At 43.2% G+C, this 23443-nt stretch carries 20 protein-coding genes; 19 read left to right on the top strand and 1 reads right to left on the bottom strand.

Annotated features, from left to right (window positions below):
• Nucleotides 1–5: 5 nt before the first annotated feature.
• Complete coding sequence (gene pheT / locus CD004_RS16800) at nucleotides 6–2420, top strand: phenylalanine--tRNA ligase subunit beta (protein ID WP_102263810.1); 2415 nt, start codon at nucleotides 6–8, stop codon at nucleotides 2418–2420.
• A 276-nt stretch (nucleotides 2421–2696) separates the two neighbouring features.
• Here pheT and rnhC read toward each other — a convergent pair whose 3' ends face one another.
• Nucleotides 2697–3626: a ribonuclease HIII gene (gene rnhC / locus CD004_RS16795; protein ID WP_102263809.1), complete on the bottom strand. Its 930-nt coding sequence runs from the start codon at nucleotides 3624–3626 to the stop codon at nucleotides 2697–2699.
• 138 nt (nucleotides 3627–3764) lie between these two features.
• Between rnhC and zapA the strand changes: the two genes are divergently transcribed.
• From zapA to CD004_RS16700, 18 genes are all read left to right on the top strand, one after another.
• A complete protein-coding gene (gene zapA, locus CD004_RS16790) occupies nucleotides 3765–4028 on the top strand; it encodes a cell division protein ZapA (RefSeq protein ID WP_371931994.1) in 264 nt (87 codons plus the stop codon).
• A gap of 7 nt (nucleotides 4029–4035) precedes the next feature.
• Nucleotides 4036–4578, top strand: a complete 543-nt coding sequence (locus tag CD004_RS16785) for a CvpA family protein (protein ID WP_102263808.1) — start codon at nucleotides 4036–4038, stop codon at nucleotides 4576–4578.
• Between the two features lie 241 nt (nucleotides 4579–4819).
• The gene (gene polX / locus CD004_RS16780) at nucleotides 4820–6541 is read left to right on the top strand and encodes a DNA polymerase/3'-5' exonuclease PolX (protein WP_102265144.1); all 1722 of its coding nucleotides are present in this window, start codon (nucleotides 4820–4822) and stop codon (nucleotides 6539–6541) included.
• 64 nt (nucleotides 6542–6605) lie between these two features.
• On the top strand, nucleotides 6606–8963 hold the full coding sequence (locus CD004_RS16775; protein ID WP_102263807.1) for an endonuclease MutS2: 2358 nt from the start codon (nucleotides 6606–6608) through the stop codon (nucleotides 8961–8963).
• 84 nt (nucleotides 8964–9047) lie between these two features.
• Nucleotides 9048–9452, top strand: coding sequence for a DUF350 domain-containing protein (locus CD004_RS16770; protein WP_102263806.1), 405 nt, complete (start codon nucleotides 9048–9050; stop codon nucleotides 9450–9452).
• A 565-nt stretch (nucleotides 9453–10017) separates the two neighbouring features.
• Nucleotides 10018–11721: a long-chain-fatty-acid--CoA ligase gene (locus CD004_RS16765; RefSeq protein ID WP_102263805.1), complete on the top strand. Its 1704-nt coding sequence runs from the start codon at nucleotides 10018–10020 to the stop codon at nucleotides 11719–11721.
• 216 nt (nucleotides 11722–11937) lie between these two features.
• Nucleotides 11938–12540, top strand: a complete 603-nt coding sequence (locus CD004_RS16755; RefSeq protein ID WP_102263803.1) for a fatty acid metabolism transcriptional regulator FadR — start codon at nucleotides 11938–11940, stop codon at nucleotides 12538–12540.
• A gap of 132 nt (nucleotides 12541–12672) precedes the next feature.
• Entirely contained in the window at nucleotides 12673–13446 is a 774-nt protein-coding gene (locus CD004_RS16750) for an enoyl-CoA hydratase (protein WP_102263802.1), read from the top strand.
• An 89-nt stretch (nucleotides 13447–13535) separates the two neighbouring features.
• A complete protein-coding gene (locus CD004_RS16745; RefSeq protein ID WP_102263801.1) occupies nucleotides 13536–14309 on the top strand; it encodes an electron transfer flavoprotein subunit beta/FixA family protein in 774 nt (257 codons plus the stop codon).
• Nucleotides 14310–14347: 38 nt separating this feature from the next.
• Entirely contained in the window at nucleotides 14348–15325 is a 978-nt protein-coding gene (locus tag CD004_RS16740; protein WP_102263800.1) for an electron transfer flavoprotein subunit alpha/FixB family protein, read from the top strand.
• 181 nt (nucleotides 15326–15506) lie between these two features.
• Nucleotides 15507–15821, top strand: a complete 315-nt coding sequence (trxA, locus tag CD004_RS16735; protein ID WP_102263799.1) for a thioredoxin — start codon at nucleotides 15507–15509, stop codon at nucleotides 15819–15821.
• A gap of 359 nt (nucleotides 15822–16180) precedes the next feature.
• The gene (locus tag CD004_RS16730) at nucleotides 16181–17404 is read left to right on the top strand and encodes a hypothetical protein (RefSeq protein ID WP_102263798.1); all 1224 of its coding nucleotides are present in this window, start codon (nucleotides 16181–16183) and stop codon (nucleotides 17402–17404) included.
• Between the two features lie 92 nt (nucleotides 17405–17496).
• Nucleotides 17497–18447: an NAD-dependent epimerase/dehydratase family protein gene (locus CD004_RS16725; protein WP_102263797.1), complete on the top strand. Its 951-nt coding sequence runs from the start codon at nucleotides 17497–17499 to the stop codon at nucleotides 18445–18447.
• Nucleotides 18431–19351, top strand: coding sequence for a lysylphosphatidylglycerol synthase transmembrane domain-containing protein (locus tag CD004_RS16720; RefSeq protein ID WP_158651579.1), 921 nt, complete (start codon nucleotides 18431–18433; stop codon nucleotides 19349–19351). Before CD004_RS16725 ends, CD004_RS16720 begins: the two co-directional genes overlap by 17 nt.
• Nucleotides 19348–20814 carry an alkaline phosphatase family protein gene (locus tag CD004_RS16715; RefSeq protein ID WP_102263795.1) on the top strand — a complete coding sequence of 489 codons (1467 nt, stop codon included), beginning with the start codon at nucleotides 19348–19350 and terminating at the stop codon, nucleotides 20812–20814. Before CD004_RS16720 ends, CD004_RS16715 begins: the two co-directional genes overlap by 4 nt.
• Nucleotides 20804–21589 (top strand): glycosyltransferase family 2 protein, encoded by a 786-nt coding sequence (locus CD004_RS16710; RefSeq protein WP_102263794.1) that lies wholly within the window; start codon nucleotides 20804–20806, stop codon nucleotides 21587–21589. Before CD004_RS16715 ends, CD004_RS16710 begins: the two co-directional genes overlap by 11 nt.
• A 50-nt stretch (nucleotides 21590–21639) precedes the next feature.
• A complete protein-coding gene (locus tag CD004_RS16705) occupies nucleotides 21640–22392 on the top strand; it encodes a hypothetical protein (RefSeq protein ID WP_102263793.1) in 753 nt (250 codons plus the stop codon).
• Nucleotides 22393–22426: 34 nt separating this feature from the next.
• Nucleotides 22427–23356 carry an FTR1 family iron permease gene (locus CD004_RS16700; protein ID WP_102263792.1) on the top strand — a complete coding sequence of 310 codons (930 nt, stop codon included), beginning with the start codon at nucleotides 22427–22429 and terminating at the stop codon, nucleotides 23354–23356.
• The last annotated feature ends 87 nt before the right edge of the window (nucleotides 23357–23443 follow it).

The raw sequence follows: 23443 nt of genomic DNA, 5'->3' as shown, positions 1-23443 counted from the left end.
AAACCATGTTGGTATCATATAAATGGCTTCAGGAATATATCGATTTGGAAGGCGTATCTGCTGAGGAGCTTGCTGAAAAAATCACGAAAAGCGGCATTGAAGTAGAAGGCGTAGAAAAATTAAATGAAGGCTTGCAGGGTGTAGTTGTCGGCCATGTACTTGAGTGCGAGAAGCACCCAAACGCAGAAAAACTGAATAAAACACTTGTGGACCTTGGAAACGGTGAGACAGTCCAGATTATCTGTGGCGCACCTAATGTGGGCAAAGGACAGAAGGTTGCCGTTGCGACAGTTGGAGCGGTTCTTCCTGGCAATTTCAAGATTAAAAAAGCAAAGCTTCGCGGAGAAGAATCCCACGGGATGATCTGCTCGCTGCAGGAGCTTGGAATCGAAGGGAAGCTAGCACCAAAGGAATATGCTGAGGGAATTTTCAATTTCACTCCAGACACTGAAATCGGCCAGGACGCGCTTGAGGTCCTCAACAGGGATGACGAGATCCTTGAGCTTGGCTTGACGCCAAACCGTGCTGATGCCATGAGCATGCTTGGAGTTGCATACGAGGTTGGAGCGATTCTTGGCAAGGACATCAAGCTGCCAAATCCACAGCCTGAAACATCTTCAGAGCAAGCTAGCGACTATATCAACGTAACAGTTGACGCTAAAGAAGATAATCCTCTATACGTTGCGAAAGTGATCAAGAATGTAAAAGTTGGTCCATCACCAGTTTGGCTGCAAACAAAATTGATGGCTGCAGGCATCCGTCCTCACAATAATGTAGTTGATATCACGAACTTCATCTTATTGGAGTACGGCCAGCCGCTTCACGCATTCGACTACGATAAATTGGGATCAAAAGAAATCCTTGTCCGCCGTGCTAAGAATGGCGAAGTGATTGAAACGCTTGATGATGTGAAACGCACATTGACGCCTGATCACCTAGTCATTACAAACGGAACAGAGCCGGTTGCGCTTGCAGGCGTAATGGGTGGAGCGAATTCCGAGGTTGGCAGCGATACAACAACTGTCTTGCTTGAGTCCGCTTATTTTACAGGCGGTGCAATCCGCAAGGCTTCCAAGGATCATGGCCTGCGCAGTGAAGCAAGCTCACGTTATGAAAAAGGTGTGGATCCTGAAAGAGTTCGCCCTGCTGCAGAACGTGCGGCTGAACTGATGATCGAGCTTGCCGGAGGAGAAGTTCTTGGCGGCGTTGTTGAAGCTGATGCTTTAAATGTGAAGCCGGCTGTTGTTTCAACAACAATTCAGAAAATCAATAAGGTATTGGGAACAGACCTTGAAATGAAGAATGTTGAGGACATTTTTGCACGCCTGAAATTCGAAACTTCTGTCGATAATGACACAATCACAGTAACAGTACCTACTCGCCGTGGGGACATCACGATTGAAGAAGATTTGATTGAAGAGGTTGGCCGTCTATATGGCTATGACAACCTGCCAACAACTCTTCCTGTAGGTCCATCGACACCAGGGCAATTATCTGAGTACCAGAAAAAGCGCCGTCTTGTCCGCCGTTATATGGAAGGCGCAGGACTTTACCAGGCAGTCACATATTCCCTTACAAGCGCGGAGAAAGCTACACAGTACGCATTGGATAAGCGCGAGCCTGTTGAACTGGCAATGCCAATGAGCGAAGACCGCAGCCTACTGCGCTTAAGTATCGTACCTCAACTTCTTGAAGTATTGAAATACAATATCGCTCGCCAGACTGACAGTTTCGCTGTTTATGAAACTGGGGCAGTCTTCCTGAAAAACAGCAATGAAGACCTTCCTGAAGAACGCGAACACCTTGCTGCAGCCATTACTGGCCTGTGGGAAAGCCATCCATGGCAGGGTGAGAAGAAGCCTGTTGACTTCTTCGTTCTTAAAGGAATTGTTGAAGGGTTATTTTCAAAGCTTGGCCTTGAAAGCCAATTAAATTTCGTGAAGGCTGAGCTTGATGGTTTGCACCCTGGACGTACGGCTGACATTTTGTTGAATTACAATGTCATCGGCTTCATCGGCCAGGTTCACCCAACAATGCAAAAGTCGCTCGACTTGAAAGAAACTTATGTTTTCGAGTTATCGTTAAAAGCATTATTGAAAGCAGAAACAGCGCCGTTGCAGTACACCGCAATCCCGCGCTTCCCGTCCATCACAAGGGATATTGCCCTGGTTGTTGAAAAAGCAACTGCTTCCGGCGACCTGGAGAAAATCATCACTGAAGCTGGCGGATTACTTTTAAAAGAAGTGAATGTTTTCGACCTTTACGAGGGTGAAAAAATGGAGGAAGGCAAGAAATCCCTTGCATTCTCACTGAAATACTTCGATCCGGAAAAAACACTTACAGACGAAGACATTGCAAAAGCACATAGTAAAGTCCTTGCAGCTCTTGAAGAAAAAGCAGGAGCAGTATTGAGAGGATAAATTAGAAAAAGGCAGCCTGCGGGCTGCCTTTTTAATGTGAATTTCGCTAAGATCTGTGAGAAAACCCGGCGAATTATCGTGCATACGCCGTGGAATAAAAAAGGATTCCGTTTGAAATAGAGTTACAGGGGGGAAACCCGATTGAATTCCGCGATAATGCCGTAGATTCCCGCGAAAGTTTGCTATGATTCCGCGAAAAACACATGTGATTCCGCGAAAAGTTGCTATAATTTGGCGAACTGGAAAAAACAACTCATTTTTTCCAGCAATATCGACCTAAACCCTCGCGATCTTCTTCGCTTTTTCAGTATTGGCAAAATGCAGCTTAACGAATTCTGGCAGTACTTCTGTCCCTTTTTCAAGGATCAGCCTTGCAGCCGCTTTATCAACAGCAGCGCCAGCACCTTTTGGTATCGTGAATCCTGCGCGTTTGCTGAGGTTCTCGAAATGGCGGACAAACGCGTAGCGGGCGATCATCGACGCTGCAGCCACTCCCAGGTGAATTCCTTCTGCTTTTGTGCTGAACAAAACGTTTTCCCTGATAATCTTCTTTTGCCCTTTTAAATGGGCGTAATAAATCTGCTCTTTTGCAAATTCATCGATTAAAATCGCTTCAGGTTTTTCAGGGGCGATTTTTTCAAGAACATGGTGGATCGCCTGGTTATGCAGCAGAGCTTTCATCTTGCCCTGTGACATGCCTTTCATTTGCATTTGGTTGTACTTTTCATTATGCAGTGTCAGCAGGCTGTGCGGCAAAAAGGTTACGAGCTGCTTGGCGATTTCGATGATTTTATCATCCTTGAGATTCTTTGAATCCTGCACCCCAAGCTCCTTCAATACAGGTATATCCTGCCGTCTGACATAGGCTGCGACGACTGTGATCGGACCGAAATAATCGCCAGTTCCCACTTCATCTGAACCGATGATGGAAATCTCGCCAATATTCTTTGGTAAATGGGAGCCTGGAATTGGTGCAGCTGCTTTTTTAGCAGAAGGCGCTAGGGCCGTTCCCCACCTGGCTGCCTCGGTCTCCCCATCTTTTCCCTGGAACAATACTTTTCCTGATTTATAGGCAGTGATTGCGCAGGAAGGTGTTTTGGCGGCGAAAACGCTGCCAGGCGGAAGCTTATCAATAAGAAACTTACTGTAATACTCTTTCATCTTTTTGATTTCTTCCGGACTTTTTTGAAGGACACTGTTTCCCATTGCATTACACTCCCTGTTTTACATTTCATAGTTAGACATATTCTTCCATAAATCATACAGATCTGACAGGCAAATACTTCCCAGCTTTTTACGTTCATGTTATAGTATAAAATAGGATTCTTATGAATGGGGGCATAAATGTTGTCAGACACAAAAAAAAATAAGTCGACTGTCGATATATACGGACAGCAATATACGATCGTCGGCACAGAAAGCACCAGCCATATCCGGCTCATTGCCTCGATGGTAGACGATAAAATGCGTGAGATCGGCTCAGCGAATCCTTCACTTGATACTAGTAAATTAGCTGTATTAACTGCTGTGAATGCCGTTAATGATTACATAAAAATGAAAGATCGTGTTGAATCGCTCGAAGCGGAAATTAAAAGGTTAAAGGACTGAAAAAAGCATGCTTGATCTTGCTGTATTAGCTATTTTGCTTGTTGGCTTCATTGTAGGATTGAAGAGGGGGTTCATCCTGCAAACCATCCATTTGGCTGGATTCATCGCAGCCTTCATCGTTGCGTACATATATTACGACCAGTTGGCGCCAAAGCTGACTCTATGGATTCCGTATCCGAATCTTGGAAGCAATGCGACGTTAAATCTTCTATTTGAAAATGCCAATTTAGAAGATGCATATTATCGCGCGATTGCATTTGCAGCAATCTTCTTCGCAGTGAAAATCCTGCTTCAAATCATCGGTTCGATGCTCGATTTTGTGGCTCACCTTCCAATCCTGAAGCAGTTGAACGTTTGGGCAGGAGGGTTCCTTGGCTTTGTTGAAGTTTACCTGCTTTTATTTATTGTTCTCTACATCGCTGCTTTACTGCCAATCCAGGCGATCCAGGGACCACTGAACGATTCAATTCTAGCCGAAAACATCATAAAAAATACCCCAGTATTTTCCCAGCAAATTAAACAACTTTGGATTGAATACATGGCTGCATAACTTCTCTGTTGCGGAGAAGTTTTTTCTTTTTTAACGATTTCTCATGATTCTAACGAGTGTGAGGCTGGAAAAACCAGCAACACCAAATACTATAAACACAGCACATATTCAGGCTGTCTATAACTTATCATCATATATTTTTTCATTTGATTTCACAGGGGGGCTTGTTTTCTATAAAATAGAAGACAATGACTACTTCCGGCTTAATCCGGTCGGTAATTTTAAAAGGCAGGTGGACTTCGTGTCTGTAAATAAAAAGGATATCGTACAATTACTTGAAACGATCGCTACATATATGGAATTAAAAGGTGAAAACCCATTCAAGGTCTCTGCATTCCGCAAGGCTGCTGCTGCTCTTGAGGGAGATGAGCGCAGTATGTCAGAAATGGGCGAGTTGACTGAACTCAAAGGAATCGGCAAAGGAACAGCCGGAGTCATTCAGGAATTCATGGAGACAGGGCAATCAACTGAGCTGAAAGAATTGCAGGAAGAAGTACCGAGCGGGCTGATCCCACTCTTGCAGCTGCCAGGAATGGGCGGGAAAAAGATCGCCAAGCTATACAAGGAACTGGGAGTAGAAGGCATCCACGACTTGGAGGAGGCTGCGAAGTCAGGTAAAATTCGTGACCTTGCAGGCTTTGGCAAGAAGAGCGAAGAAAAGATTCTTGCGGCAATTGAAAACTTTGGCACAAGGCCGGATAGACTGCCGCTTGCATATATGCTCCCGGTTGCGGAATTAATTGAATCATATCTTCAAAAGATAGAGGGAATCGAACAATTTTCAAAAGCAGGAAGCTTGAGGAGGATGAGAGAGACAATCAAGGATCTGGATTTCATCATTGCTTCTAAAAATCCAACGGCGGTGAAGGACGAGCTGGTCAAACTGCCGAAAATAAAAGAGGTTATCGCAGCTGGAGATACCAAGGTTTCTGTCACACTTGGCCTGGACTATGATGTGAATGTGGACTTCCGCCTTGTCGATCCTGAAGAATTCGCAACTGCGCTCCATCACTTCACTGGTTCAAAAGACCATAATGTAAGAATGCGGCAGTTAGCGAAGGAAAAAGGAGAAAAGATCAGCGAATACGGTGTAGAGAATGTAGAAACAGGTGAAGTCACCACATTCAAATCGGAAGAGGAATTTTATCAGTATTTCGGCCTTCCTTTCATTCCGCCAGAGTTAAGGGAAGACGGCTCGGAAGTCGAGTTATATAAAGAAGATTTGAAAATCATCACACTGGAGTCAATTAAAGGCGACCTTCATATGCATTCAACGTGGAGCGATGGCGGCCATTCAATCGAGGAAATGGCAAGGGAGTGTATCGCGAGAGGCTATAAATACATGGCAATCACAGACCATTCCCATTATTTGAAGGTAGCGAACGGGCTGACGCCGGAACGCCTGCGGAAGCAAATTGAAGAAGTGAAGGAACTGAACAAGAAATTCGATGATTTCACAATTTTGACAGGAATTGAAATGGATATTTTACCAGATGGTTCATTGGATTTTGAAGATGATCTGCTAGCAGAACTCGACTTGGTCATTGCATCGATCCATTCTTCTTTTTCCCAGCCAACCGAAAAAATCATGAACCGTTTGAAGACTGCTCTGGTGAATGCTCATGTTGATATCATCGCGCATCCAACTGGCAGGCTGATCGGCCGTCGTGAGGGATACTCAGTTGATATCGATATGCTGATCAAGCTGGCAAAAGAAACGAATACAGCACTTGAGTTGAACGCGAATCCGAACCGACTTGACCTGGCATCAGAGTATTTAAGGAAAGCTCAGGATGAAGGTGTCAAGCTTGTCATCAATACAGACGCGCATAAAGTGGATACACTAGAGCATATGGATATAGGCGTAACAGCCGCCAGAAAAGGCTGGATCAAGGAATCATCCGTCCTCAATGCATTGGATCTGAACGGATTGCTGGATTTCCTGCACGGCCGTAATCAATAAAGGGCTTATTTCGCAAAGGAGCCTAATAAAAGTACCTTCGCTAAAGAAGAAGGAGGAAATTTTTGTGCAACAGCGAGTTTTGAAAACACTTGAATTTGATAAAATCAGGAATCAGCTGATAGAACATGTCTCATCCTCATTAGGACGGGAAAGAGCAATTGCGTTGATGCCTTCCGTTGATTTTTCGGAAGTATCCCGTTTACAGGAAGAAACAGATGAAGCAGCCAAGGTTCTAAGACTAAAAGGTAATGTACCATTAGGTGGTATTCATGATATAAGGCCGCATGTAAAAAGGGCGCAAATCGGAGGTATGCTCAGTCCAAGTGAACTGGTTCAGGTGGCAAGCACTGTCCATGCCAGCAGACAAATGAAGCGATTTGTCGATGATTTGCAGGAAGTTACCGAGGTTCCCATCTTATTGAGCTATACAGAGGGAATCATCGTCCTTGCGAATTTGGAAGAATCGATCAGAAACGCGATCGATGAAGGCGGCGAGGTTCTTGACGGTGCAAGTGAAGCACTAAGGTCACTTCGACATCAAATGCGCATGAGAGAAGCAAGAGTACGTGAAAAATTGGAGAGCATGATTCGCTCATCCAACGCCTCAAAAATGCTATCGGATGCCATCATCACCATCAGGAACGATCGATTTGTCATTCCTGTAAAACAGGAATATCGCTCGCATTATGGCGGTATCATCCATGATCAAAGTTCTTCCGGGCAGACTCTGTTCATTGAGCCGCAATCTGTTGTCCAGCTGAATAATGAACTTCAGAGCATCAGGGTGAAAGAGCAGCAGGAAATCGAAAGAATCCTTTCAGAGCTTTCGGCATTTACCGCCGACCATCATGATGAGCTAATGGAAATCGTGAGCATTATGGGCGAGCTTGATTTTATGTTTGCGAAAGCGCGATATGGGAGCAAAATCAAGGGCTCAAAGCCTATCGTCAATGATGAGGGCCGTATCAACCTTTTCCAGGCAAGACATCCACTGATCGCGATGGATGAAGTTGTTCCGAACAGTGTTTCTTTAGGGAGTGATTATACGACGATTGTCATCACCGGTCCGAATACCGGGGGTAAAACCGTTACTTTGAAGACAGTCGGACTTTGTACGCTAATGGCCCAGGCAGGATTGCAGATTCCTGCTCTTGACGGATCAGAAGTAGCTGTATTTGGGTCAGTTTATGCAGATATTGGTGATGAACAGTCGATCGAGCAAAGTTTGAGTACTTTTTCATCCCATATGGTCAATATCGTGGAAATCCTTGAAAAGGTTGACCACAATAGCCTTGTGCTATTCGATGAACTTGGTGCGGGCACTGATCCTCAGGAAGGTGCAGCACTGGCGATTTCAATACTGGACGAAGTTTATCAGCGAGGTGCAAGAGTGATCGCGACAACCCACTATCCAGAGCTAAAGGCCTATGGATACAATCGGGAAGGCGTCACCAATGCCAGCGTAGAATTCGATGTAGAAACATTGAGCCCGACTTATAAACTACTGATTGGCGTACCAGGCCGAAGTAATGCTTTTGAAATTTCCAAGAGATTAGGATTGAAAGAATCTGTCATTACTACAGCAAGATCCTATATCAGCGCGGACAGCAATGAGGTCGAAAACATGATTGCTTCCCTTGAGTCCAGCCGTAAGCAGGCGGAGAGAGACCGCGAAGAAGCACACCAGCTGTTGAAAGATGCAGCACATCTGCATGAGGATTTGCAAAAACAGATGGCGGAGTATTATCAAAAGAAAGATGAATTAGCCGAAAAGGCAAAAGGAAAAGCTGCATCAATCTTGGAAAAAGCGAAAGAAGAAGCGGAAGAAATCATCCGTGACCTTCGGAAGCTGCGACTTGATAAAGGTGCCGAGATCAAAGAGCATGAATTGATCGATGCCAAAAGACGCCTGAGCGAGGCGACTCCTGAGCTCAATCAGGTGAAAAAAGGCGGAGGCAAAGCGAAACAGGCAAAACACGAGTTCAAGCCAGGGGATGAGGTCAAGGTTCTGACCTTTGATCAAAAAGGACATCTTGTTGAACGCGTTAGTGCTAAAGAATGGCAAGTACAGATTGGCATTCTCAAGATGAAGGTGAAAGAAACGGATATGGAATATATCAACTCTCCTAAGCAGGTAGAAACAAAACCATTAGCCATTGTTAAAGGCAAGGACTTTCACGTGGGACTTGAGCTTGATCTTAGAGGAGAGCGTTATGAAGATGCCCTCATGAGAGTAGAAAAATATATCGATGATGCATTGCTTGCCGGTTACCCAAGAGTCAATATCATCCACGGAAAAGGAACCGGGGCATTGAGACAGGGAGTCCAGGAATACCTTCGCAACCATCGGTCAGTGAAGAAAATAAGATTTGGAGATGCTGGTGAAGGTGGAACAGGCGTGACTGTAGTAGAATTCAAGTAGAGTTACGCATGCAAAACAATGTAAATCCCCGTCACAACACTTTATAATAGGCAGTGGGGTAAAATCTTTTCAGGGAGAATGGATATGGATCATTTTTGGGAAAATGAATATATAGTTACAGCTGGTTATTATAGTGTCTCGATTCTCTGCATCGTCGTATTTCTGGCTGTTTTTGAACTGGTGACAAAATACCGCAACTGGGAAGAAATCAAAAAAGGGAATATTTCCGTTGCGATGGCCACCGGCGGGAAAATCTTCGGTGTAGCCAATATATTCCGCTATTCCATCAATCAGCATGACTCACTGCTCACGATGATCAGCTGGGGAGTTTTCGGCTTCGTCTTGCTTTTGATTGGATACTTTATTTTTGAGTTCCTGACACCAAAGTTCAACATTGATAAAGAAATAGAGAACGACAACCGCGCAGTAGGCCTGATATCCATGGTCATTTCTATCGGCCTGTCTTATATCATCGGAGCAGGAATTTAACAGGGGGATCTAAAAAGAGTGGAAAAACTGGCTAAAATATTGCTGATTCTATGTGGAGTATTCCTGTTAGTCGGCATTGTCTATATGATGTTTTTTGTATAGGATCTGATATCACTGATGGTTGATTTCACAGTATTTGAAAAATAATCGGAAAAATCCCGTTTAAATTGGAAACTCCCCTTATTTCATTAAAAATAAGGGGAGTTTTTCCGTTTATTTACTCCAAATCGTTTAATTTTGAATTTTTTATAGCACTTAACCGGAATATCTCCGCTAATTTCTGCTTCATAAGCGCTATTTTGTACAATAGCCGGAAATTCTCCTTTTATGAATTCAAATACCTACACCAAAATTGATAACAACAGAGCTTTTGTTTAAAAACTAGAAAACCGCCTTGTTAGCGATTTGTTTTTATCTAAAAAGAAAGAAAGGATAAGACACAGGTAAGGCATATGGGAGTTTGTCCCTATAAACCACCAAAAAACTATTCTAATTGTCATAAAAAGACCATTATATTATAATGGGAGATAGAATTTTCAAAAAATTTAAATAAGGGGGCAACAATATGGAAGTAGAAAAGCCGTGGCTGTCGCAATATCCTCCGGAAATACCTGCTCATTTGGATCTTCAGCAAGCAACGGTCCAGGACTATTTGAAGCAGACTGCTGAGAAATACCCTGATAAGGTGGGAATCCACTTTATGGGCAAAGAGCTGACGTATAAGCAAGTCTACAACTATGCGAAAAAACTGGCTGCCTATTTGCAGGACCTGGGAATTGAAAAAGGGGACAGGGTTGCGATCATGCTCCCGAATACTCCTCAGTCTATCATCAGTTACTATGCAATCCTGATGGCCGGGGGAATTGTTGTTCAAACCAACCCTCTGTATATGGAACGGGAGCTTGAATACCAGATGAAGGACTCTGGTGCTAAGGCAATAATCACGCTCGACATCCTATTCCCAAGGGTCTCCAAGGTCATCGCAAACACGGATTTAGAGAATGTAATTGTAACCGCTATCAAGGACTATCTTCCTTTCCCGAAAAATCTTGTCTATCCATTCATCCAGAAAAAACAGTATGGCATCATCGTAAATGTGAAGCATGAAGGCCAGAATCACCTTTTCACTGAAATTATGAAACAGCCTGCCGGTAAAATTAAAGAATACGATTATGATTTTGAAGAAGACTTGGCTTTATTACAATATACTGGCGGAACAACAGGGTTTCCGAAAGGGGTTATGCTGACTCATAAAAACCTGATTGCGAATGCAGCGATGAGCAATGCGTGGCTGTATAAATGCAAAGAGGGTGAAGAAACAGTCCTTGGAATCCTGCCGTTTTTCCATGTTTATGGCATGACAGCTGTATTGATTCTATCCGTAATGCAAGGTTCTAAAATGGTCCTATTGCCAAAATTCGACCCTGAAACAACACTAAAGACAATCCAGAAGCAGAAGCCTACATTGTTTCCAGGAGCACCAACGATTTATATCGGTTTGCTGAACCACCCTGACCTGAAAAAATATGACCTGTCTTCCATCGATTCCTGCATAAGCGGCTCAGCTCCTCTGCCTGCCGAGGTCCAGGAGAAGTTCGAAGAGATAACAGGAGGCAAGCTCGTTGAAGGTTATGGCCTTACAGAATCGTCGCCAGTCACTCATGCGAATTTCCTCTGGGATAAAAAACGGGTGAAAGGCAGTATCGGAGTACCATGGCCTGATACAGATTCAATCATCCTATCAATGGAAACGGGTGAACCGCTGCCACCGGGTGAAATCGGAGAAATAGCTGTCAAAGGCCCGCAAGTAATGAAGGGATATTGGAACAGGCCCGAAGAAACAGAGCAAACACTTAAAGATGGATGGTTGCTCACTGGAGACCTTGGGTATATGGATGAGGAAGGATATTTCTATATTGTCGACCGGAAGAAAGACATGATCATTGCCGGAGGCTTCAATATTTATCCACGGGAAATTGAAGAAGTCCTATATGAACACCCAGCGATCCAGGAGGTTGTGGCCGCAGGAATCCCAGATCCTTACCGAGGTGAAACGGTAAAAGTATATATTGTTCTTAAAGAGGGTGCACAAGCGACAGAAGAAGAACTGAATGAATATTGCCGCAAACATCTTGCTGCATATAAGGTGCCGAGATTATTTGAATTCAGGAAAGAACTTCCTAAAACTGCTGTAGGTAAAATTCTCAGAAGAGCATTAGTTGATGAAGAAAAAGCGAAAAGACAGGAAGATGAACAGAAGAGAGCTTAATTTTGAAGCCGGCTCCTCAATCGGCTCTTTCTTTTTGATGAAGAAGGGTTGTCCAACCGAAACACATTTCCTTGACAGAAATGTGAGTGAATACTATTATAAAAATATGAATGACGATTCATTCAGTAAAAAGGATTGCAGACAAAAATTCGTAAACGGGAGTGTGCCACTGTAGCATTTAATGCTTGTGCTTTTCCTGGAGCGGGAGTGAAAGAAATGAAGAAAAACAGGCCGAAATATATGCAAATAATTGACGCAGCAGTGGTCATTATCGCAGAAAACGGCTACCACCAGGCGCAGGTGTCTAAAATAGCAAAGCAGGCTGGAGTGGCTGATGGGACCATTTATTTGTATTTCAAGAATAAGGAAGACATACTGATTTCTCTGTTCCAGGAGAAAATGGGTTACTTCGTGGGAAGTATTGAAGAAAAAATTGCAGGAAAACAAACAGCAACAGAGAAATTATATATGTTGGTCGAAACGCATTTCAAGATTCTTTCAGATGACCGGCATCTTGCAATTGTAACCCAGCTGGAGCTAAGGCAGTCAAATAAGGATCTCCGTCATAAAATCAACGAGGTCCTTAAGGGCTACTTAATGCTGATCGACAAAATCATTTTGGAAGGCATAGAGAATGGAGAGTTTTCAAGCTCCCTGGATTTGCGTCTTGCAAGGCAGATGATTTTTGGTACAGTAGATGAAACTGCGACTTCATGGGTCATGAATGAACAGAAATACAGTCTTACTGACCTGGCTAAAGCGGTACACCAGCTGCTGATCAACGGCTGCGGTTACCAGGACACCAAACCGGTCCTTTAATTACGCCTCTCCTTAATTTCCGAAGCTTTGAAATGCCTGGAAAAGAGGAAAAGGCAGTGTGAAAAGGCCGCTTCGCAATAAGCCGTTAAGCCTAAATGCGAAGCAAGCCTTCATGTAAAAGGAGGGGAAAATGTGGAGTATCTCAAATGGTCTGCGGAGGACAGGATCGCTACGATTACGATAGCCCGTCCACCAGCAAATGCCCTCGCTTCTGGCCTGTTGAAGGAATTATCAGCAGTCCTTGATGAAATCGAGGGAAATGAAGAAATCAGGGTAGTCCTGATTCATGGTGAAGGAAGGTTCTTCTCAGCAGGAGCAGATATCAAGGAATTCACTACAATTAAAACAGGAGAAGATTTTGCCAAACTCGCTGAGTATGGCCAGGACCTTTTCGAGCGCATGGAGCATTTTCCAAAGCCTATAATCGCTGCCATCCACGGCGCGGCATTGGGCGGCGGACTGGAGCTTGCAATGGCATGCCATTTCCGCCTGGTAGCTGAGAATGCGAAATTGGGATTGCCAGAGCTGCAGCTTGGATTGATTCCTGGGTTTGCAGGCAGCCAGCGTCTGCCAAGATATGTAGGTGTTGCAAGAGCGGCCGAAATGCTGTTTACGAGCGACCCGATCACAGGTGTGGAAGCTGTCCAGTATGGATTGGCCAACCATGCTTACCCAGAAGAGCAGTTGCTTGAAAACGCATACAAGCTTGCTGGGAAAATTGCGAAGAAGAGTCCAGTTTCCCTGGGGGCAGCTATTAAACTATTGAATTATTCCAAGCATGAGTCCTTTTACAAGGGAGTTAAGGAAGAAGCCAAGTACTTTGGCGATGTCTTCTTGTCTGAGGACGGCCAAGAGGGAATCCAGGCATTCCTGGAAAAAAGGTCGCCTGATTTTAAAGGCAGATAAGCAAACCTTTTAGCAATAAAATTTTTTTAGCATAAATTTTTCTAATCTTTAGAACAGCTAAAATGTTTGAATACTTAGGAGGGGAACAAATGAATATCTACGTTCTAATGAAAAGGACATTCGATACAGAAGAAAAAATCACGATCGCAAACGGCAAAATCAATGAAGATGGCGCTGAGTTCATCATCAATCCTTATGATGAGTATGCGATTGAGGAAGCGATCCAGGTAAGGGACGCTCACGGCGGAGAGGTTACTGTAGTTTCTGTAGGTAATGAAGAAACAGAGAAGCAACTTCGTACAGCGTTAGCCATGGGAGCGGACAAAGCAGTACTGATCAATATCGAGGATGACGTTGAAGACGGTGACCAGTTCACAACTGCAAAAATCCTTGCTGAATACCTAAAGGATAAAGAAGCTGACTTGATCCTTGGCGGAAATGTCGCAATCGATGGCGGATCAGGCCAGGTAGGACCTCGTGTTGCGGAACAACTTGGTATGCCTTATGTAACAACCATCACGAAACTAGAAATCAATGGAACTACTGCTACTATTACTAGAGACGTAGAAGGGGATTCAGAAGTCATTGAGACAAGCCTTCCTGTTCTTGTAACTGCACAGCAAGGTCTGAATGAGCCTCGCTATCCATCTCTTCCAGGAATCATGAAAGCAAAGAAAAAGCCTCTTGATGAGCTTGAGCTTGATGATCTTGATCTGGATGAGGACGATGTAGAAGCTAAGACAAAGACAATTGAAATTTATCTTCCTCCGCAAAAAGAGGCAGGAAAAGTCCTTCAAGGCGATTTAGCCGACCAGGTTAAGGAACTTGTCAACCTGCTTCATACTGAAGCAAAAGTCGTTTAAGACATATAGGAAGAATAAATACGCAGGAGGTAAATCAAATGGCGAGAAAAGTATTAGTATTGGGAGAAGCACGTGACGGACAACTTAGAAACGTTTCTTTCGAAGCGATTGCAGCTGCAAAAACAGTTGCTGAGGGCGGAGAAGTAGTTGGAGTATTGATCGGAGAGTCTGTAAATTCATTAGGTAACGACCTATACCAGTATGGTGCTGACAAAGTTGTAGCAGTAGAAGATGCCAAGCTTTCACAATATACACCAGACGGGTATTCACAAGCTTTAATGGCTGTTATTGAACAGGAAAACCCAGAAGGAATCATTTTTGGACATACATCACTTGGAAAAGACCTTGCTCCTAAAATCGCTAGCAAATTGGGTTCAGGCCTGATTTCTGATGCTGTAGCAGTCGAGGAAGCAGGCGGTAATCTTGTTTTTACTCGTCCAATCTATTCTGGTAAAGCCTTCGAAAAGAAGATTGTTACCGATGGACTAGTGTTTGCGACAATCCGTCCAAACAACATCGCTCCACTAGAAAAGGATGCAGGTAAATCTGGAGAGGTTTCAACTGTTTCTGCAGAAATCAAAGACCTGAGAACAATCATCAAGGACGTTGTCCGTAAGGCAACTGAAGGTGTAGACCTTTCCGAAGCCAAAGTTGTTGTAGCAGGCGGACGCGGTGTAAAGAGTGAAGAAGGCTTTGAGCCTCTTAAGGAACTTGCTGACGTTCTAGGCGGAGCTGTAGGGGCTTCTCGTGGTGCATGTGACGCTGACTACTGTGACTACTCATTGCAAATCGGCCAGACAGGTAAAGTCGTAACTCCAGACTTATATATCGCTGCCGGTATTTCTGGAGCAATTCAGCACCTTGCAGGTATGTCCAACTCTAAGGTCATCGTAGCAATTAACAAAGATCCAGAAGCAAATATCTTTAAAGTCGCAGACTACGGTATTGTTGGCGATTTATTCGAAGTTATTCCGATGCTTACTGAAGAATTCAAGAAGCTTAAAGTCAACGCTTAATTATAGGTAATTCCAAAAAAACGGACGTCACACTCGTCCGTTTTTTTTGTCTTTAAATACAAACTTAATGGAATATCCACATGCGAAAAGGGTAAATTACAACAAGAGCAGATAAATAGCATCAATTGGTAAACGATGATATACTGACGTTAGTATTCAGATTTATTTAGGAGGCATTTAAATGGCTATTACACATGCTACTGACGCAACTTTTGCTAACGAAACAGGATCAGGCCTAGTGCTTGTTGACTTTTGGGCACCTTGGTGCGGACCTTGTAAGATGATCGCTCCTGTGCTTGAAGAACTAGATTCAGAAATGGGCGACAAAGTAAAGATCGTGAAGCTTGATGTTGACGACAATCAGCAAACTGCTGCACAATACGGCATCATGAGCATCCCTACACTACTTATCCTTAAAGATGGTCAACCAGTTGACAAAGTAGTCGGTTTCCAACCAAAAGAAGCACTTGCAGGCCGCCTGCAACAGCATATCTAAGATGAATGCAAAAAACCCGCCTTCTCGGAAGGCGGGTTTTTTATTGTAATGAGAAAGAAAAAACATACTAAAATGCCGTTGACAACATTTATAAATCCCCCTAAAAATGTTTAACCAGATAGCTTTTCATAACAGTTTCAGTTATTAAAGAACGTTCTAATTGCCCCCTTGGAATTCTATTCAAGATTACAGTTTTTGAATGAGTTTAGTCTAAATGAGGAAAAATAACTTTTCACAAGTTTGTCAAAGTTTTCTTACAAAGTTCGTTGACAGTGATAATCATTCTCGCCTATAATAACAATTGTCAATGAAAATCATTATCATTTATAAAATGAATCATACATAGGGGGATTTCAACGATGAACAAGAAGAAGCATCTGAAAGCAATATTTGCAAGTTTTTTAATGGCAAGCACAGTATTGGCAGCTTGCGGAGGAGACGAAACTACAGAGAAGCCTGAAGAGAACAAACAGGCTGAAACAGAAGGTAAGACTGAAGAAACTAAGGAAAATAATGAAGAAACCAAGGAAGTCAAAGTAGAAGATACAGATGCGGCCAAACAAGCTGCTGCTTATTCTGATATGATGACTGAACTCGTAAAAGCAAAAGAAGGCCAGGAAGTTAATTGGGATACTGTTCAACAAAAATATGAAGCAGGTCTTCAAAAGGATATAGCCGAACTTAATCCTGAATTCGATCAGGCGATCCAGGCTGCACTTACTGCTGGAAAAAGCGGAGAAATGGAACCGATTATCGCTGTTCAATTGACAGATAAGACAACTCAATCGTATTTCTATCAGAACCAAAAGGCACTTCAAAAGGAAGCTGTTGCGGCACTAAATGAAGATAAGAAGGAAGATGCAAATCTTGCATTCGCACAAATCAAGCACCTGGCAGAAAAGATTTTCATTCCAACAGCTGAAAAGCGTGATAAGTACTACGAGCTAAGCGGAGATGCAAGCCTTGTCGAGAACATCAACTCTGGATTATCGGCACAAGAAGAAGCCCTTAATGCTGGGAATGCTGAGGATTTCCAGGTTTACCTTCAAGTAACTGATAAGTCTATCTACAGAAGCTACTATCTTGCAGCAAAATCTTATGCTGAGAAAATTGAAGCAGGAGTAAAGGAAGGAAAAGATTCGAAAGAGTTATCCATCATGCAGGCTGAGGCTTGGGGCTTCTATCAAGCGATCAAAGGATCACTTGGCGGTGGTGATGAAGCAGCAGCTGCTCAGTTAGATAAGCTTTTCACACTTAACACGACTGATCCTGCTACAATTAAAGCTGCAGAAACAAATGCTTTATTCGCAAAAGCTGTAGCAGGTAAAATTAAGGGATACTATGAAAAAGCTCCGAAGTTGCTTGCTGAAGGCAATACGGTAGAGGCAAAAGTAGGTGCAATGGAAGGTAACATGTTCTTGAAAATGCTTCAGGGCCAGATGACTGAAAAATCAGGTGAAGAAAAAACACAAGCTGTCTTTGCAGATGCAGAGGCATGGTATAATGCCATAGCGGAAAATAAGCCGGAAGATGCAAAAGCAAAAGGCGAAGCAGTAATCAATGCAGTAAATGGTTTGCTTTAAAAAATGGAGAGCCGCAGCGATGCGGCTCTGTTTTTACTTTTAGAAGTAAATACTATGGTAAAATTGGCTTGTGCTAAGAAAGAGGTGTAATCGTGAAAATATTGATCACTGGGGGAGCGGGTTTTATCGGAAGCCATTTTGCTATAAAGATGCTCAAGGAGCAGCATGAAGTGGCGATCATCGATAATTTGCATCCCTATTATTCTGTTGAGAGAAAAAAGCAGCATCTTGATGTAATTAAAGAAGCAGGGGATTTTCAATTCTATCCTAAGGATCTTCTCAACCGCGATGATACCATAAACATTATCAAAAAAATCTCCCCGGATGCGATTGTGCACCTCGCTGCATTGCCCGGTGTGGCATATTCAATCCTTCGTCCTCTCGAATACATAGATTATGATGTAAAGGCAACCGTTAACGTACTTGAAGGAGCGGGACAGGCTGGTGTGAAGCAGGTCATTTTTGCTTCTTCATCCTCAGTTTATGGAATGATGAAAAATGCACCATTTAAAGAGGAAATGGCTTCTGGCAAACCTATTTCTCCCTATGCGGCATCAAAATACGCTGCTGAATCCTTTTGCCATGTGTATGGCCACCTTTATGGAATGGATGTTAAAATCCTCAGGTTCTTTACCGTATACGGTCCATGGGGAAGGCCAGATATGGCGATTGCCAATTTCATAAAGAAATTGAAAAGCAGGGAAGAGATTACGGTTTTTGGCCAGGGTGGTACTCGTGATTATACATATGTGAGTGACATTGTGAATGGCATTGGCCTTGCACTGCAAAATTTACAGCAAAGCGCTATTATCAATATCGGTTCTGGAAGGCCGATATCGATGGATCAGCTATTGGACGAGCTCAAGCATTACTATCCTGATATGAAACTAAGGCGTGAAGAAAATCGTGCCGGAGACGTGGATAGGACATGGGCGGATATTTCACTGGCGCGTGAATTGCTTGGCTATGAACCAGAGATGGACTTTAGAAAAGGAATTGCAGAAACTGTGGCATGGGCTGAGCAGTATGAAGACTTCCTTTAAGAAACTAACCGCCATCCTGCTGATCTCGGCATTTCTGATCATGACGTTTTTATATCTTGATGCAGACAGGATTCTGGCTGAAATAAAATCCATCCTGACGAAACCTGGAGTGCTATTCTTCATTTTCAGCAGTTATTCCCTCGCTTTTTTGGCAAGAGGATTTGCCTGGAAGTTTTATTTGAACAATAGAGTACGCCTTACTACCTGCATGTACGGCCTATTTTACAGCTTGTTGCTGAACCACCTCCTGCCCATCAAAGCAGGAGATTTTGCGCGGATAGGTGTGATGAAAGCAAGGGAGCCTGGTATTACTGGTCATGAAGCATTTAATTCAGTGGTTATCTTGCGGGTGATGGATACGGCAATCCTCTTTGCTATGGCATCGGCTGGTTTAGCTTTTCTTGAGCTGCCCCTGAATGCCGAGATGCTTGTATGGCTCGGAGTACTTGGATTTGTAGTCACTATCATTCTTTACTTTAAATTCAGGGCTTTTTTTGACAGACAAATATCTATAATGAAAACTGCCTTCTCTGGTTGGCAGGGAATCTGGATCATTGGGTTGACCTTAATTAGCTGGATGCTGGAAGCTGCAGTGATATATGGGGTTGTATTGAATGGGGACAACTTAATCAGCTTCGTACAGGCTATCTGGGTAAACAGTATTACTGTTGCGGGGCAGATTTTTCAAATTACACCTGGAGGAATTGCCAGCTATGAGGCCATAATGGTTTTTGCATTGGGAGCTAACGGGATACCCGCAGAAAATGCGTATACAGCTGCGGTGATTACCCATGGACTGAAATATTTATTTTCATTCATCGTTGGAGGGATTGCCTTGATTGCTTATCCTGTGCCGATGGATTTATTGAAAAAATGGACTGGAGAAAGGGGCAACGAATCATGAAAAGTGCTTCAAAGTTTGAAAAGTTCGCGGCCCGAAGCTGGAATTTACTTAATGAAGGGAAGCCTTTCACGCCAATTTTTACAGTTGGCACAATGGTATTATTTCATCTCGGAGATTTGGGCAATACAGCTGGGGTTACAGAGTTTTTACTCGCGTTCTTAACTGTCCTGCCATTATTCATCATGTATTTTGTTTATGATTTTCCTCTGTTTTTGAGAAACTATTTGTGGATTCCACTTGTCGTTTTTATTATCGTTTGGCCTGAACTTAATATAAACCTGCTGCTTTTCGCTGCTGGATTATACTTTTTCTTTACAGTGTTTTTCTGGGGCACGTTTTATTATCACCTCAGGATTGGTACTTCATGGCTTAACTTCACGAGATTTTGGAAGCTTGTTTTGAAGAATAGTGACTCAACCAGCGGCAATGCCCAGGAGCAGCTCCCGAAAGTTTTCCTGCTGCTCTCTGTTTGGGAACTGTCATTCACTGCATTAGCAGGTGGCGCAAGTGTGCCATTGCTTGATATTGTCTTGTTTTATGGTTTTATACTGCTTTTTGCGTTCATTCTTCACAAATATTTGTTTGACTGGAAGCCTAAGGCGTATGACAGCTATACGAAGGATGAGGGTCCTAAAGTACCAGACAATGGACTGTCAGATAAGGTGATCGTCATCGTCATCGATGGAATGCGCAAAGAACGTTTTTATGAGGCAAATACGCCATTTCTCGATCAGTTAAAAGAAAATGGTACCGAGTATTTGAATATGGAAACAGTGTATCCTGCAAGGACCGTGGTTTGTTTTAGTTCAATGTTTACTGGAACCTATCCGTTTGAGCATGGCATTAAATCAAATATGGTCTATAAGCTTGGGGTAAATACAGAAACAATCTTTGACTCGCTTCGCAAAGTGGGTAAAAGAGGGAGACTTCTTGGCATTGCGCACCTCGTTGATGCGATGGGCAGTGATGTCGAGACAGTTACAGCTGTCATGCATAAGGATAAGGCAGACACGAACATGCTTGCGAGAGCACGAAAAATCATGGATGAACAGGATCCGGATTTATTCATTGTCCAGATGATCGGTACTGACCAGGTTGGCCATAGCCGCGGCGTCCTCTATGATGATTATATTGAAAAAATCGAAGAAGCTGACGTCCTGATTAAAGACTTTGTCCAATGGCTAGAAGCGGAAGGGAAAATGGAGAACACGACACTAGTAGTATGTGCTGACCACGGACAGGCTGATGGCATCGGCGGGCATGGGCATCTGGATGAAGGAGAACGGTTTGTTCCATTTTTCATGCATGGACCTCATATTGCCAGTGGGGTTAAAGTCCAGGAAAAACATAGTTTGGTTTCACTGGCACCGACAATTTCCTATCTCATGGGTGCGCCATATCCATCAAGCAGCAGAGGGAAAGTTTTAATGGATGCAATAAAAGCAGAGAAGGATGAGAGTTAAATTGAGTAAAGTAATCGTATTTTTGCCGGCTTTCAACGAAGAAGAATCAATTGGTGAAGTAATTGAAAACATTCCACGCAGTTTCGCCGGTGCTGATATCGTGGAAGTATTAGTGATTGATGATGGTTCAACGGACGGAACTGTCCTGGAGGCAAAAAAAGCTGGCGCTGACCACATCATTAGCTTTGAAAAAAACCGCGGCCTGGGAGCCGCGGTAAGAAAAGGCATTGAGGAATGTTTTAGCATGGGGGCTGATGTCGGCGTTATGATTGATGCTGATGGCGAATATCCCGCATGGCAAATCCCAGACATTGTTAAGCCGATACTAAATGGAGAAACCGATTATACAATGGGTTCCCGTTTTATGGGCACAATAAAAGGAATGAAGTTTCATCGCAGGATGGGGAATTATTTTTTCACTTTCCTGCAAACATTATTGTTAAGAAAGTGGCTGTATGATGGCCAATCCGGGATGAGGGCTTTTTCACGAAAAGTGCTCGAGCATGCTGAAATTATCCATGATTACAATTATGCACAGGTATTGACACTCAATCTGGTCAGAAAAGGATTCAGGGTGCTTGAAGTGCCGATCAAATACAGGGTCAGGACCACTGGAACATCGTTCATTTCATTCAAGAAATATATGACGAATGTCGTGCCGGCTGTGTACCGTGAAATGTCCAGGCCTGTCTCCGAGGTAGTTGGAGTAGATCAATCCCAAGCTAAAAACAGTAAAAATAGTGACAAAAAAGTGACGGTTGTCAAATATGATTGACATTCATATTGATAATCATTATCATTATCATTGTAGGAGGGAAACAGCAAATGAAAAAAGCCATATTTTTTTGTTTTTCATTGATATTGATTCTCATTAACAGCATTCCTTTGACTGCGAATGCCTATTCATATGGTGATCCAAATGAAGAGAAAGTCGCAGAAGTCTATAAGGAAATGCAGTTGAAACTGGATGAGGACCCTCCAAACTTCTCGGCTGCAACATCCCTATTTGAAACGGTTAAAGAAGAAATCGATATGCATATGGGAACAGAGCCAGGGGAAGTTATCATGAAAAGTTTGGAAGAAGAAGATAAAGAAGCAACTATTGAGAATATGGAAAAACTTCTCGTGCTGAATGTTGCAAGAAGGCTTGAAAGCATTGAAAAAAGTTTTGAGGAGTATGATACATCAAAGAAGCTGCTGGCAAAAGGTTTTGCTACATATCAAGCGCTTTCGCCAAAGGTTGAAGCAAGTAACCCTGAAACAGACAAAGCAATAAAGGCTGACTTTGATGCTGCACTGGAAGCACTAGGGAATCCCGGACTTTTTGGAGTCGGGAAGAAACCTTCTGACATAGAAGTTTTTAAAGAGAAGAAAGAAGAAATCCTGAACACCTTGCAAGACGAATTCGATCTTCCAAGCCTGGAAGTTGGCCATTTTACAGACACAGAAGAAGAAGAGGGCCCTGGGAAAAAGGACTGGACAGACCGTTCGAATATCCGTAACTGGATTCCTTTGATCCTGATTGTTGTGGTCATTGGTGCGATTGTCGCTATTGGAATTAAGAGAAGAAATTCATAAATATTGATGACACCTTGGAGAGGGGAGAATCACAGTGGAAGTTCAAGCATTATTGATTACTTTTCGTGAAGTATTGGAAGCGTTATTAATCATCGGAATCATTACAACATACTTAAAGAGAACCGGTAATCCAAAATATACAAAGTATGTCTGGCTGGGTGCCGGACTTGCCGTTCTGGCAAGTATCGGGGTAGCGATCCTGTTCCAGGTCGTTTTCACAGGCTTCGCGGCAATGGGCAGTGAGATTTATTTGAAAATTGGAATCATGATTGTGTCTACTGTACTCTTGACACAGATGGTATTCTGGATGGCAAGCCATAGCAAGGATCTTAAAGGCAACATGGAAGGAAAAATGAATAAGTTCATCTCGACAGGAAACATTGTCGGCATGGTCATCCATTCATTCCTTGTCGTGTTGCGTGAAGGTATTGAAACGGTCTTCTTCTTTGCGGCAATCACAGGTGGTAACATCGGTGCTGCCATGCAGGGATGGGGAGCAATCACTGGTACATTGATTGCTGTTGGCGTCTCTTACATGTTCTTTAAAGGTACGATGAAGGTTAAGCTAAAAACATTCTTCCAAATCACAGGTGCATTCATCATCCTGATTTCTGCTGGATTGCTTGTACAGGCAATTTCAATGATGCAGGATGTGAACATTATCGGCAGCGTTATGTACCATGTTTACGATATAACGTGGCTATTGCCTGAACACCCGATTGATTATGCGCATTATCTCCGTGATACAGGTGTTGCACCGCTTATCTCTGGTGATGTGGGCATCTTCCTGAAGGCTCTGTTTGGATACTCATCAATGCCTTCGATTGAAGAAGTCATTGCGTATATCGGATACTTTGCGGCGATCTACCTGCTGACTTCATCACGCAGCCCTAAGAAAGTGAAGGCTGTTGAAAACAAAGGTGCAGAGAACAAACAAGTAGTATTGAACCCGCAAGTTAAATAATCAGTTAGTTTGAGGCATTACGATCCTCTCTCCAAAAAAGTACAGGGAATTTCCTTGTACTTTTTTCATACGTAAAAACGATTCCCT

Origin of the sequence: Mesobacillus jeotgali (assembly GCF_002874535.1) — a bacterium.
In the GTDB taxonomy this organism is placed as follows: domain Bacteria; phylum Bacillota; class Bacilli; order Bacillales; family Cytobacillaceae; genus Mesobacillus; species Mesobacillus jeotgali.
Note: the sequence above shows the minus strand (reverse complement) of the source record. Positions and strands in the feature narration are given on the sequence as shown.